This window comes from Methanobacterium formicicum (genome assembly GCF_029848115.1).
Lineage (GTDB): Archaea > Methanobacteriota > Methanobacteria > Methanobacteriales > Methanobacteriaceae > Methanobacterium > Methanobacterium formicicum.
Genome location: NZ_JARVXG010000031.1, coordinates 32501 through 45000 on the forward strand (window position 1 = coordinate 32501; position 12500 = coordinate 45000).

General features: G+C 41.6%; 14 protein-coding genes (2 of these 14 running past the window's edge). 8 read left to right on the top strand and 6 right to left on the bottom strand.

The window, feature by feature from the left end:
- The 8 genes from xerA to QC759_RS02470 all read left to right on the top strand — a co-directional run.
- Window positions 1-353: the final stretch of a site-specific tyrosine recombinase/integron integrase gene (gene xerA / locus QC759_RS02435; RefSeq protein ID WP_081944586.1), read on the top strand. 643 nt of this gene lie to the left of the window's left edge; 353 of the gene's 996 nt are visible here — the last part of the coding sequence; its start codon lies beyond the left edge, outside the window; it ends in the stop codon at window positions 351-353.
- A 471-nt stretch (window positions 354-824) separates the two neighbouring features.
- A complete protein-coding gene (locus tag QC759_RS02440; protein ID WP_048071770.1) occupies window positions 825-1127 on the top strand; it encodes a PadR family transcriptional regulator in 303 nt (100 codons plus the stop codon).
- Window positions 1128-1287: 160 nt separating this feature from the next.
- Window positions 1288-2247 (top strand): YbgA family protein, encoded by a 960-nt coding sequence (locus tag QC759_RS02445; protein ID WP_276700299.1) that lies wholly within the window; start codon window positions 1288-1290, stop codon window positions 2245-2247.
- Between the two features lie 88 nt (window positions 2248-2335).
- Window positions 2336-3697 (top strand): deoxyribodipyrimidine photo-lyase, encoded by a 1362-nt coding sequence (gene phrB / locus QC759_RS02450; protein WP_048071769.1) that lies wholly within the window; start codon window positions 2336-2338, stop codon window positions 3695-3697.
- 244 nt (window positions 3698-3941) lie between these two features.
- Entirely contained in the window at window positions 3942-4565 is a 624-nt protein-coding gene (locus QC759_RS02455; protein WP_048071768.1) for a biotin transporter BioY, read from the top strand.
- A gap of 1 nt (window position 4566) precedes the next feature.
- Entirely contained in the window at window positions 4567-5049 is a 483-nt protein-coding gene (locus QC759_RS02460; protein ID WP_277896946.1) for a DUF1284 domain-containing protein, read from the top strand.
- Window positions 5050-5113: 64 nt separating this feature from the next.
- Window positions 5114-5563: a nucleoside deaminase gene (locus QC759_RS02465; protein ID WP_048071767.1), complete on the top strand. Its 450-nt coding sequence runs from the start codon at window positions 5114-5116 to the stop codon at window positions 5561-5563.
- Window positions 5564-5771: 208 nt separating this feature from the next.
- On the top strand, window positions 5772-6137 hold the full coding sequence (locus tag QC759_RS02470) for a DUF5518 domain-containing protein (RefSeq protein WP_048071766.1): 366 nt from the start codon (window positions 5772-5774) through the stop codon (window positions 6135-6137).
- Window positions 6138-6293: 156 nt separating this feature from the next.
- Here QC759_RS02470 and QC759_RS02475 read toward each other — a convergent pair whose 3' ends face one another.
- The 6 genes from QC759_RS02475 to glmM form a co-directional block, all read right to left on the bottom strand.
- Complete coding sequence (locus tag QC759_RS02475) at window positions 6294-7427, bottom strand: tetratricopeptide repeat protein (RefSeq protein WP_082055677.1); 1134 nt, start codon at window positions 7425-7427, stop codon at window positions 6294-6296.
- A 157-nt stretch (window positions 7428-7584) separates the two neighbouring features.
- Window positions 7585-8280 (bottom strand): anaerobic ribonucleoside-triphosphate reductase activating protein, encoded by a 696-nt coding sequence (locus QC759_RS02480; protein ID WP_048071765.1) that lies wholly within the window; start codon window positions 8278-8280, stop codon window positions 7585-7587.
- A gap of 251 nt (window positions 8281-8531) precedes the next feature.
- Window positions 8532-9632, bottom strand: a complete 1101-nt coding sequence (hisC, locus tag QC759_RS02485; RefSeq protein WP_048071764.1) for a histidinol-phosphate transaminase — start codon at window positions 9630-9632, stop codon at window positions 8532-8534.
- A gap of 164 nt (window positions 9633-9796) precedes the next feature.
- On the bottom strand, window positions 9797-10282 hold the full coding sequence (locus QC759_RS02490) for a gamma carbonic anhydrase family protein (RefSeq protein ID WP_048071763.1): 486 nt from the start codon (window positions 10280-10282) through the stop codon (window positions 9797-9799).
- Window positions 10283-10505: 223 nt separating this feature from the next.
- Complete coding sequence (gene glmU, locus QC759_RS02495) at window positions 10506-11786, bottom strand: bifunctional sugar-1-phosphate nucleotidylyltransferase/acetyltransferase (protein WP_048071761.1); 1281 nt, start codon at window positions 11784-11786, stop codon at window positions 10506-10508.
- A 50-nt stretch (window positions 11787-11836) separates the two neighbouring features.
- Window positions 11837-12500, bottom strand: partial view of a phosphoglucosamine mutase gene (glmM, locus tag QC759_RS02500; protein ID WP_048071760.1) — the end only. It continues 689 nt past the right edge of the window; only the last 664 of its 1353 coding nucleotides appear in the window; the start codon falls outside the window, past its right edge — the gene reads right to left on this strand; its stop codon occupies window positions 11837-11839.

Consider the following 12500-nt stretch of genomic DNA (forward strand, 5'->3'; position numbering starts at 1 on the left):
AAAAAGATAGGATAGTTCTTTTTGATGATGACACCAAAGCTTTGATAGAGGATTTCCTGGAAAAAAGGACCTGTGAAAGTGAATACCTTTTTGTTAACCGTTCCGGGAACCACCTGACACCCCGCTACGTTCAGATGATGATCAAGGACTACGCACGGGTGGCAGGCATTAAAAAGAAGGTAACCCCCCACATATTAAGGCACTCGTTTGCTACCCACCTTTTAAAGAACGGTGTGGATATTCGTGCCATACAGCAGCTTTTAGGACACTCTAACCTATCTACTACTCAGATTTATACTAGTGTGGATATGGAGACACTTAAAAACGTCTATGACCGTGCAAAATTGCGTTAAAATCTATTCTAAGGATATTATTTTTGTTATTTCTTCATTATTTTCTTAAATCTTCTTATTTTTTCCTAAAATAGTAACATGGGGGAGTGTTTCTTTAATTTTTAGGTGAGTAATAGGGTAGTGTAAAGCACCTCATATTAATTTTAAATAATATATTAATACTATTGGGGGATGGGGGACAATTTAAATTATAGGTGAAGCGGGTTATTTTTACAACTTAGTTCCGTTAATGGGAGTTTTTTAATTTTTTGGAAGAAAATTTGGAAAATTTTTTTGGAAATTTATATAAACTGCTGAAATCAGTTAACGATATTGATAATAGATATTGAATAAAGATATCTAACTTTGATATAGAATAAAGATATTTATAACCGATATCGAATATTAATATTAAACTCAGTAGATTTACTAAATTAATGAGAAGTTACCTAAATAGAAGGTTTTACCTAAAGATGAGAAGGAGGTAATCAATTGACCTTAAATCGAAGGTTTTTCCTGGGCTTTATACGGATCCACATACTACACCAGGCAAGCCAGGGCGAGATTTATGGAGTGCAAATGATAAAGGAACTGGAAAACCATGGTTACCAGGTCAGCCCCGGAACCATGTACCCCATCCTCCATGCACTGGAAAGGGAAGGTTTCCTGAAAAGCAGAAGGGAAAATGTCCAGGGAAAAATCAGGAAGTACTACAAAATAACTGGTAAGGGCCAGAAGATCCTAACAGAATCACGCCAGAAGGTGGGTGAACTCACCCGTGAATTAATGGTTTAAAAATGGTATCCTGTGTGGAATGGGGTTGGGAACATATTGCAGTCTGGGGAAATTTGAAATATGAAGATAAACAATAGATAATAAAAGGATAGTTTCACCCGTATAATTTTTAATAGGGATATATTTGCCGATTAAGTGAATATTAAGGTATTCACACGAGGTGTTTATTCTGTCAAGAGAATTTCCCCGGCCACACCTGGTTTCCAGCAGATGCATAGAATTTGATGCCTGCCGTTACAACGGTCTTATTATAAGGAGTAGCCTGGTTGAAAAACTCAAAAAATACGCCGATTTCACGCCGGTATGTCCCGAGGTGGGAATCGGGCTGGGAATACCCCGGGAACCCATCCACCTGGAAAAGGACCAGGATAAAATAGAACTCATCCAGCCAGCCACCGGGTACAACTGCACCCCTAAAATGTTGGAGTTTTCTGATTCATTTTTAAAGTCAGTTGAGGGGGTAGATGGTTTCATACTGAAGAATAAATCCCCTTCCTGTGGAGTGAAGGCGGTTAAAATTTATCCCAAGGGTGAAATGTCAAGGCCCTGGACTGATGGGGTGGGAATGTTCGCTGCAGCAGTTTTCCGATTTTTCCCCTCAACTCCTACCGAAGATGAGGGTAGACTGCGCAACTTGCATCTGCGTGAAAATTTCCTAACCAGGATCTACACCCTGGCTGATTTTAGAGAGAAGGTATCGGGAGATTTCAGTGATATGCTGGAATTTCACCGAAAAAACAAGCTTTTATTTTCATCTTACAGCCAGATGTACGCCCGAAAACTGGGGAGACTGGTGGCCAATCAGAAGAGGAGCACGTTTAATGATTTAGTGGAAAAGTACGAGAATATCCTGAAAAAGATGCTTCTACAGGATCCGCAGCCCCCATCCAATGTCAATGTATTGATGCACGCTTTCGGCCATTTTTCCCATGATCTTACCAGTCCAGAGAAATCCTTCTTCCTGGAATCCCTGGAAAAGTATCGTCAGGGAAGGGTTCCCCTCCTGGTGAACCAAAACTTACTCAAATCATGGATCATACGTTTTAACAAGGAATATCTGGGGGATCAAACTTTTTTCGAACCTTACCCTGAGGAATTAATGGAAATAACCTTCATTTAATTATCCTCCTTCCTTAAATTCCATCATTAATTATATTCCTTTCATTTAATCGCATTCTACCATTTAAATCATATTAGAGGGTTGAACTATGATCCCTGTCCCATGTATTAAAAAACTAAACCAGAATCCTTTGAAGGATGGAGATTATGTCTTATACTGGATGCAGGCCTCTCCCCGGGTACACACTAACCATGCACTGGAATACAGCATAAAAAAGGCCAACCAAATTAAAAAGCCTTTATTAGTATTTTTCGGGATAACCAACCAATTTCCAGAGGCCAATAATCGGCACTACACCTTTCTACTCCAGGGACTTCAGGATGTTCAAAATGCACTGGAAAAACAGGGAATAAACATGGCAATTCAGATGGTCTCCCCGCCGGAAGGTGCCCTGGAACTGGCAGAGAATGCTTCAATGGTGGTTGTGGATAGGGGTTATCTGAGCATACAACGTGAATGGATCCAAAAAGTCATAGATGGACTACAATGTCCGTTGATACAAGTGGAAACCAACGTAGTAATTCCCGTGGAAACTGCCTCGTCTAAGGAAGAGTATTCTGCAGCCACTATCCGCAGGAAGATCAACAAAAAACTGGATGAATTTTTAATACCCCTGAAAAGAGAAAAACTAAGTACTCGTTTTAGTGATCTTGATGTAGATTCACTGTCCCTTGATGATGTAGATTCCATCATCTCGCGATTAGGGTCAAAATCTAAAGTAGTCCCTGTAGCTAAATATGAGGGTGGAACTGGGAATGCCATTAAACTACTGGATACTTTCATTAAACATAAGCTGGACAAATTTCCAGATAGAAATGATCCCAGCACGGACTACCTGTCCCATATGAGTCCCTACCTCCATTTCGGTCAGATATCTCCGTTACATATAGCACTGGAAGTTTTGAAAACCAAAAGTCCGGGTAAATCTGCCTACCTGGAAGAACTCATCATCCGCAGGGAACTGGCTGTGAATTTCGTATACCACAACCATGAATACGATAAACTGAAATGTCTCCCGGACTGGGCATATAACACCCTTATGGAGCATCGGAAGGATAAAAGAGAATATATTTACTCCTTTGAAGAATTTGAAAATGCAGAAACCCATGATCCTTACTGGAATGCAGCGCAACTGGAAATGGTACATTCTGGTAAGATGCAGGGATACATGCGCATGTACTGGGGTAAAAAAATCCTGGAATGGACTCAAAACCCGGAAGAAGCCCACCAAATAGCTCTTAAACTTAACAACCGGTATGAATTAGATGGTCGTGACCCCAATGGTTATGCCGGGGTGGCCTGGTGTTTCGGGAAACATGACCGGGCCTGGAAAGAACGGGAGATATTTGGTAAGGTACGTTACATGAATGACCAGGGTTTACGACGTAAATTTAAAATGGATAGTTACTTGGATGCAGTTAATAACCTGGTAGATTCATCAGTGTCCTGATTTCATTAATTTCGTGTTTTAAAGTGTTAAAAGTTATTCTTCATCTATTGGAAAATAATCTGAAGATAAGTTTATATTTATCATGAATCAATTAAGTAAAGGAGCTTCAATGGAGCTTTCCCTAATGTTTTAAAGATTTTTAATAATGTTTAGTAGGTGTAGATATCAAGTCAAAAGACTATCTGCCTTATGAATGTTTAAGAAATACGTCTTTGAAAGATTCGTACTCTAAGAAGTGATAAAAATGGAAATCAACATGGATAATTATTTCCAGAGGAGACAATCGCTATTTGAATGGCGGTCCAATACTTCTCTGGTAAACAAAGTAATCATGGCCTTTTTCATGGCCTGTATTACGGGAATAATGGCTCAGGTGATAATACCCCTTCCCTGGACTCCGGTCCCCGTGACCGCCCAAACCTTTGCTGTATTAATGGCTGGTGTGGTTCTGGGACGACGATGGGGTGGAATAAGCCAGATAATGTACATAGCAATAGGTTTACTGGGCGTGCCCTGGTATGCTGGTCTCACTGGTGGTTATGAAATCCTTTTAGGCGCTACCGGAGGATACTTCCTGGGATTCGTTTTAACGGCCTTTGTAATGGGTTACGTTACTGATAAATACGCCCAGTCTAGAAATTTCCGTCCCATGTTAGGATTGACCTTTCTGGTGAACTTTGCCCTGATTTACATCCCAGGTTTACTGGGACTGGGACTGTGGATGTACCTGACTGAAGGAACGTTCCCTACCTTCTTGACCCTGATAAGTATGGGTCTTTTACCATTCATACTAGGTGACCTGGTGAAGATAGGAGGAGTAGCAGCCCTCACCAAGGCTATAACTCCCAAAGAAGACTACCAGAAATGAAATGGTAAATGCAAACAGCGATGGTTGTCTGGAGAGTCCATCCGGATTTTTAAACATGATGGAAAATAGAGAGGCCAGTGGCTCTGAACCCCTGAGGATCAGAGCCCATCACCTCCTCTGTATGCAGGGATTCCAAGGACTTGGTTACAGTGAAGAATTCACCAAGAACATGGCCCTGATTACTGATAAACTTCTGAATGATTCTACTTTTCTACTTGAAATTGTAACCGAAGCTGATTCTATCTGCCAGCACTGCCCTCACCTGGTAGGAGATAGATGTGACCAGGAACACCCCTCAAGAAAAATTAGCTCCATGGACCTCCAGGTTTTAAAGAATTTAAAGATTAAATCAGGGACTTTGATATCCTCCAGGGAAGCTCTATCCCTGACTAAGAATTTACATCCCCGTGTGGTTAAAAAAATATGTGGGGACTGCCTCTGGCGGGATAACTGTCTCTATTATCAGGAAAAATGTCCCCTTTAATTTCGCCAGAAAAGAACTACATACTAAGTGAGTAGTGGTCCAGATGGAATGGGAGTAAAAATGAATGAAAAATAAACACCAAAAATTCATGGAAGAAGCTTATAAGGAGGCCCAGATCAGCTTACAACAAGGGGGAATACCTATCGGGGCTATCCTGGTTAGGGATGATGAAATAATAGGTCGGGGTCATAATAAGAGAATACAACATGGTTCCAGCATACTCCATGCCGAGATGGACTGTCTGGAAAATGCAGGCAGACTGCGCGGGGCAGATTATAAGAAATGTACAATTTACACCACCCTTTCACCGTGTGTCATGTGTTCCGGGGCAATTATACTCTACCAAATCCCACAAATAGTTATTGGTGAGAATGAAAACTTCAAGGGCCCGGAGCAATATATAAAGGATAACGGTGTGGAGTTAATAAACCTGAACCTGCCCACCTGTAAGGAGATCCTGAAAAACTTCATTGAAAACAATCCTGAATTGTGGAATGAAGATATAGGAATATAGCTCTATACCCTAAACCCGGTTTAATTCCTAAACTAAGTTTAATATGGGATCAGATAAGGAATATATCTTTTTTGAAGGAAAAATATTTTAAAAGAAATAATTAAAAATAATAGTTGATTTAATTTTGGCACACAAAATCCAGGCACACATATGCCGGAAAATCTAAAAAAATTAATGTGGAAAAAACTAGAGAAGGGGAGGATAGAAAATGGTGAAATGGGGACCGGTAGTGGTAGGTTTTATTCTGGCAATCATTTTGGGAAATCTTTTCGGGATATACGTGAATCAGTCCTGGGGAGTTAACCTGGGGCTGTTTATTGCCGGGTTAATAGTGGGATACTGGGTGCACGAGGGGATAATTGGCGGCCTGTGGAATGCTACTGTGGCCGGTGCATTTGGATCCATAGTTATGGCTATTCTTTTGATTGTTGGTGGAACCATCTTTGGTGGCATTGCCGGCTTTGCTGCCGGGGCAGTAACTGGATTCACCATTGTAATAGTATCTCTCATTGCCAACATCGTTTTCATGGGTGTTGGTGGAGCCATCGGTGGCATCATAAGTGGTAGTGATTAAAAACAAGCAATGAATAAAACCAGATAATCAAAATATTTTTTAAAATTCTCTTTTTTTGTAGGGGATTATTTTTTATTTCTTTTTTTTAAATTCCTTTTTTCTATCTGATTTTTGATAATATTCCCTATTAACTCTTTTTAGCATTAAAATCAGGGATCAAAGATTTTCCAGGCATTCATCCATTAAGATATGGGCATCTTCATTTTTAGGGTTCATAATAAGAACTTTCCGGAAACAACCCACCGCTTTATCAAAATCGCCCAATTCAATGAAAGCCACTCCTTTGTTGCTTAAGAAAATTTCGTTATCTGGTTCCAGGGCTAGAGCTTCATTGTAACATTCCACGGCCTCTTTAAATCGATTAAGTTCCATGAGTGCGTTTCCCTTACGATTCCATGTGGATGCATCAGCTTCTTCCCCCAGGCAGAGTTCCAGGGAACGATCATAGCATTCCAGGGCATCTTCGGCCCGCTCAATTTGGGATAGGAGATTTCCTTTGGCATTCCATGCTTCAGGATCCCGAGGATTCAGTGTTAAAATTTTATCATAGCAAGCTAAAGCCTCGTTAAAACGTCCCAGCATCTCCATGATGAAACCTCTCCAGTACAGCACCAGCATATTCTCCCCGTTGATTTCCAGGGCATGGTCATTGGCTTTAAGTGCTTCTTCCGGCCGGTTAGAGTTCAAAAGTGCTATTGCTTTGTTATTCCATACGTATTCATTGTCAGGTTCCAGTTCCAGGGCCTGATCATAACATTCCAGTGCTTGGGGGAATTTTCCCAGACGGGAGAGATTATCTCCCTTCCGGTTCAGGAGGTAGACATCTTGGGGGTCGATCTTTAAAGCGGCATTGTAACACATCACTGATTTATCGAATTTTCCCACATCAAATAGTATATCTGCCCTCTTGGTGATCATGGCCTTTTCATTGATCCTGGCTCCTTCCCATTCATCCATGGGGAGTTTGCGGAACTTTATCACCTGGAAAAGGGAATCTTCACTGGAGTGATCCGGGTACATCTTTCTAAACTCAGATTCTAACTCTGCAGCATCCTGGAAACCTTCTTCACGAGCCAGTTCATCATCATGGATAAGACGGTTAAACTTCACCACTTCCACCCCGGTCACTTCTGCTTCAAATAGTTTTTTCCTCTCTTTGGAAACCAGATTCCAGTAGCAGTGCAGGCGGTCTCCCTGTGATAAAGGGTTTTTCCACAGTTTCCTAATGGTGGTGGTTTTTTCACCAGTTATCAAGTCTAAATGACGACTTCCGAATAGCAGTATTGGTATTTAACACCCCTCCTCTCGGTGTTATTGATAATTATGGTTAAAAGAATATCTCCATGTATTTCTTTGTGGGGGAGGGTTAAAAATTCTTCCCTCCTAATATTGGCTCTGGATTATTTTTTTGTTGATTATTTTTATAGTAGGGATTAAATGATTTCCATTAAATAATTTCCTCACCGAACTGGGATGTTTTAATTTTCACCTTTCCCAGCTGCGGCTTGATCTGCAGGGCTATCTCTTTCAGTTCTTTAGGATCAGTATCTGGTGTGTTTTTCAGTTTTTCATCTAGCACCACTCTATTCCGAAACTGTTGCAGGGTGTAGATATCACACTGGATGTTCCTGGCGATCTCATAAACATCTTCTGGTTCCAGCAGGCCCGGAACGTAGGTGGTACGACATTCAAGGAAGACGTTGGAATTTGTAATTATTTCCATACTTTTTTTTACTTTTTCTCCAATTTCCACACCTATAATCTCCTTATATTTAGCAAACGGTGCTTTTATATCCAGGGCCACATAGTCCACCAGTTCCAGTATTTCCTGCAAACTCTCAGGATAACACCCATTGGTATCCAGTTTGGTTTTCAAACCCTTCTCTCGGGAGTACTCCAGGATTTGGCCCAGTCCTTCCATTTGCATGGTGGGCTCACCCCCGGTGATCACCACGGCATCGATGAAGTCCAGGGATTCATCAATTTCCTTTTTAATAGTGGAAAGGGGAGTATCATCCCCTCCGGCAATGATTTCAGGGTTGTGACAGTAAGGACATCTCAGGGGACACCCGCCGGTGAAAATAACCAGGGACATTTTACCAGGATATTCCAGGGATGATAGGATGACGCCGCCAGTCAGCATGTTTCATCTCCAGTTGGGGATAGGTACCTTAATCTGCAGATGGTGTTTTTATCCGTAGTGATTTCCTTCGTGTATCTTCCTTTATCCATCACTTATTTACTCTCCTTACCTTTAATGGGCAATGATAATTTAGGGGGTTATTCATTATTTTATAGTTCACTCTTCACTGGTCCCCTATGTCCGAGTTGGTACCCATTCATTCACTGGAATAAATAGGGAATTCAATTGTATTTTATGGAATAAATGAGATTTTACTGTAAAATATTTTGGAGAATATTGATAAACTGCTCATCTTCTTCCATGGTGGCCACACTAACCCTTATCCAGTATTCATCCAATCCACGGAAGGAACTGCAATCCCTAACTATCACTCCATTTTTCATTAGTTCTTCTGAGATTTCTCGGGAATTCATTCCTGTGTCCCGGATATCCACCAACATGTAATTGGCCAATGATTGGTAAACCTTCAACTGGGGGATTTTGGACATTTCATGGTAGAGGTAATCCCGGCTCTGGATGGATAGCTCATTGGACCTTTCAATGTAATCTGCATCATCCAGGGTGGTAGAGGCGGCAATATGTGAGAGTTTATTCAGACTGAAGACTGGTTTAACCCGGTGCATGTACTGGATAAATTCTTTATTGCCGATTCCGTAGCCAATCCTCATCCCGGCCAGGCCCATGACTTTGGAAAAGGTTCGGAGGATGAAGAGATTGTCATACTCGGCCAGGAGTTCCAGATTGTTAACACCAGAAAACTCCCAGTAAGCCTCATCAACCACTACCAGGGCATCAGTACTCTCTAAAACTGTTCTAATATCTTTTTTATCAATCAATCCCCCGGTGGGATTGTTGGGGGTGCACAGGAAGATAACCTTGGTCCGCGGAGAAATTGCTTCCAGCACAGAATCAAGATCCAGCTGGTTTTTTTCAATATCCCAACGTGCGTAGACCGGAACTGCGCCGTGGATGTTAAAGGTGAACTCGTAGTACATGTAAGATGGGGGATGGACAATGTACTCATCACCGGGTTCAATAAGGGTTTTGGCCAAGACATCCAGGATTTCATCTGCTCCATCTCCACCTATAATCACTTCCTCTACATTAACACCGGCGTAAGAGGCAATTTTTCTCTTCAAATCATCAGTATTGGATTCAGGGTAGGTGTTAATCTTGTGGAGATTTTCCTGAAGGGCCTTCACTGCCCAGGGTGATGGTCCCAGGGGATTTTCATTGGATCCCATCCTAATTATTTTATCCGGGTCCAGGTTATAAGCACGAGCCAGATCCGCGTTAGATCTGCCAGGAACATATGGATCAAGCTTTTTAACTAATTCTTTTACACGTACCATATTAATCCGTCCATTAATCCTATTTTTATCCAAATATTAGGTAATCTTAAAATATTTCAATTTTAGGTGCAGGGTTAATATTTTATTCAAGTTTTTTTCCCATTCTGAATGAAGGAGTTAACAGATAAGGAATTATCCTTCATTTTTAAAATGTATCCCTAGTATTATCCTTCTTCGCACTGATCTTCACTGTGCGCTAGATTAAAATAACGTAAAGCGTTATCCTTAATCCCCTGCACTTCTTCTTCACTCAACTCACGCACTACTCTGGCCGGGACACCCATTATCAGGCTGTTTTCAGGGAAAACCTTACCTCCAGTCACTACGGATCCCGCGGCCACTATGCTGTTCTTCTGGATGTGGCTGCCATTGAGTAAGGTGGCATTCATACCAATAATGCAGTTATCATCAACTGTACAACCGTGGATCACTGCTGCATGTCCTACTGAAACATAATCCCCTATTTTAAGTGGATAACCTTTAGAGGAGTGTAATACAGAGTTATCTTGCACATTAGAATTATTACCAATGGTAATGCTCTCCATATCTCCTCTTATCACTGCATTATACCAAACAGAAGAGTTAGCTCCGATAATAACATTTCCTATGGTGTGAACACCGGGGAAAATTTGCACACTGGGATGGATCATGTCTAGATTTATGATTTCTATTTATAAAAAGATTTACCAGATGGTAGGAAAGAACAGTTTCCGGGTATCTCCCTCAGGGCCAAGTCTGTGGATTGTTATTTTGGAATTTACTAGCTATGTGGGTCGAATAAATAAAAAAATGCATTTTTTTAAAAAATTGAAAAATAAAAAATTAGGATGTTTAATCAAAAAATAGGAAAATTTAGTAGGGATTTTTGAAAACCTATTTTTTATCCTTTATTTCCTGTTTCTGGTGGTGTATAACTATTTTGTTATCGGGTATGTCCCGGTAAATTATAGCCCCGGATCCCACAGATGAATTGAGACCAATGGTCACTCCCGGATTGAAACTGGAATTGATACCAGTTTTAACTCCGTCAGCGAATATAACACCCATTTTACGCCTTCCACTGTCAACCCTTTTACCTTTGACTGTTACTTTCACCCCTCCATCATCGAAGCGGAGGTTGGCAATGTTGGTTCCAGCGGCAATGTTACAATTAGCCCCAATTATAGAATCACCCACATAAGAAAGGTGGTTTACATTGGTTCCATCCATAATTATTGAATTTTTAATTTCAACTGCATTTCCAACGTTAACATCGTTACCAATGGAGGTGTGTTTACGCAGGAAAGTGTTGGGGCCGATATCACAGTTTTCTCCGATGTAAACTGGACCCATGATGTAGGTTCCAGAACGGATGATGCTGCCCTTTTTAAGTACTACCGGGCCATGAATAGTAACTCCCTCTTCAATTTCACCTTCGATCTGTTCGTGGGATGCTTCCAGGTAATGTTCATTTAATTCCAAAAATTCCCAGGGACGTCCCACATCGATCCACTTATCCTGGGACACCAATCCCAGAACTTTTTTCCCCTCTTTAATCTGGATTTTAAGGGAGTCAGTTATTTCGTATTCCCCCCGTTCAGATTTATCTGTTTGGGCAATGGCCTGGAAGATACTGGGGTCAAAGAGATAAATTCCGGCATTAATAAGGTTACTGGGGGCTTCACCAGGGGCGGGTTTTTCCACCACATCATTTATACAATCTCCTTCCAGTTCCACCACTCCAAAGGAAGAAGGATCATCCACTTCAGTGAGAACTAAGATTGATTGTGCTTGTGATTTGTTGTATTTGTCTATTAAGCTTTTTATTAGTTGATTTCCCAGGATTATATCTCCATTGGTAACAATGATGGCATCGTTGGTTTCAAGGGCAAGATCCGCCACCTGTCCAATGGCATGGGCAGTTCCCAAGCGTTCTTCCTGGGTAACGTAGTTGATGTTAACTCCAAGATTATGTCCATCCTGGAAATGATCCATTACCGCTTCCTTCTGGTAGCCCACGATCAGGGTGATGTCTTTTATACCGGCATCACGCAGTGCTCGGATATTGTATTCCAATAGAGGTTTCCCACCAACCGGGAGCATGGTCTTTGGTCGGGTGAGTGTCAAAGGCCGCATCCTGGTACCTTCACCTGCTGTAAGTATAACCGCCCTCATATAACTCCTCCAATAAATCAGACTTTGCATTGATATTTAACTAAGATATATTATAAAAGTTCATGAATAAATTTTGCTGCCTTTTCATGAATCATCCGGGCTTTATCTTCAGTTTTACCTTCTAAAGTTATTCTGATGAATGATTCAGTTCCGGAAGGCCTAACCAGAACCCAGCTCCCATCTTCAAAGGATATTCTAACTCCATCTTTGAGATTAACATCTGCTACTTCCTGGTAAATGGAGGGAAGGTCGGTTTTAGCTTTTTCCATTAGTGGGTCCTTTTGATCTTCCCGGCAGTCAATTTTATCCCTCATGGTGGGGTACACCGGGATATTGTCCAGAAGCAATGATAGGGGGCCTCTGTTTTGAACTAACTTAATTACCTTTAGAGCAGACAATATTCCGTCGGGACACATGCAGAACTCAGGATGCAACCAGGTACCGGAGGGTTCACCACCAAAGGTAGCATCGATGTTGTGGATCATCTCAGCCACGTGCACATCACCCACTTTGGTCCTTTCCACGGTGCCTCCTACTCCTTCCAGGGCCCGGTCAATACAGGCCGAGGCATCCACAGTGGTAACTACACAGCCACCTATCTCTGCTGAAACCAGGGCCAGTAGTTTGTCAAAATCTGCCATCCGCCCCTTATCATCCACGGCGATCATCCGGTCAGCATCACCGTCATGGGCTATTCCCAGATCTGCCCCGGTA

What these genes read in the sequence shown, in the direction of transcription:
- QC759_RS02465 (WP_048071767.1), top strand. Translation starts at nt 5,114, where the DNA reads ATGAAAAATAAACACCAAAAATTCATGGAAGAAGCTTATAAGGAGGCC.
- glmU (WP_048071761.1), bottom strand. Translation starts at nt 11,786, where the DNA reads ATGAGGGCGGTTATACTTACAGCAGGTGAAGGTACCAGGATGCGGCCT.
- phrB (WP_048071769.1), top strand. Translation starts at nt 2,336, where the DNA reads ATGATCCCTGTCCCATGTATTAAAAAACTAAACCAGAATCCTTTGAAG.
- QC759_RS02490 (WP_048071763.1), bottom strand. Translation starts at nt 10,282, where the DNA reads ATGATCCATCCCAGTGTGCAAATTTTCCCCGGTGTTCACACCATAGGA.
- QC759_RS02470 (WP_048071766.1), top strand. Translation starts at nt 5,772, where the DNA reads ATGGTGAAATGGGGACCGGTAGTGGTAGGTTTTATTCTGGCAATCATT.
- hisC (WP_048071764.1), bottom strand. Translation starts at nt 9,632, where the DNA reads ATGGTACGTGTAAAAGAATTAGTTAAAAAGCTTGATCCATATGTTCCT.
- QC759_RS02455 (WP_048071768.1), top strand. Translation starts at nt 3,942, where the DNA reads ATGGAAATCAACATGGATAATTATTTCCAGAGGAGACAATCGCTATTT.
- QC759_RS02460 (WP_277896946.1), top strand. Translation starts at nt 4,567, where the DNA reads ATGGTAAATGCAAACAGCGATGGTTGTCTGGAGAGTCCATCCGGATTT.
- QC759_RS02480 (WP_048071765.1), bottom strand. Translation starts at nt 8,280, where the DNA reads ATGCTGACTGGCGGCGTCATCCTATCATCCCTGGAATATCCTGGTAAA.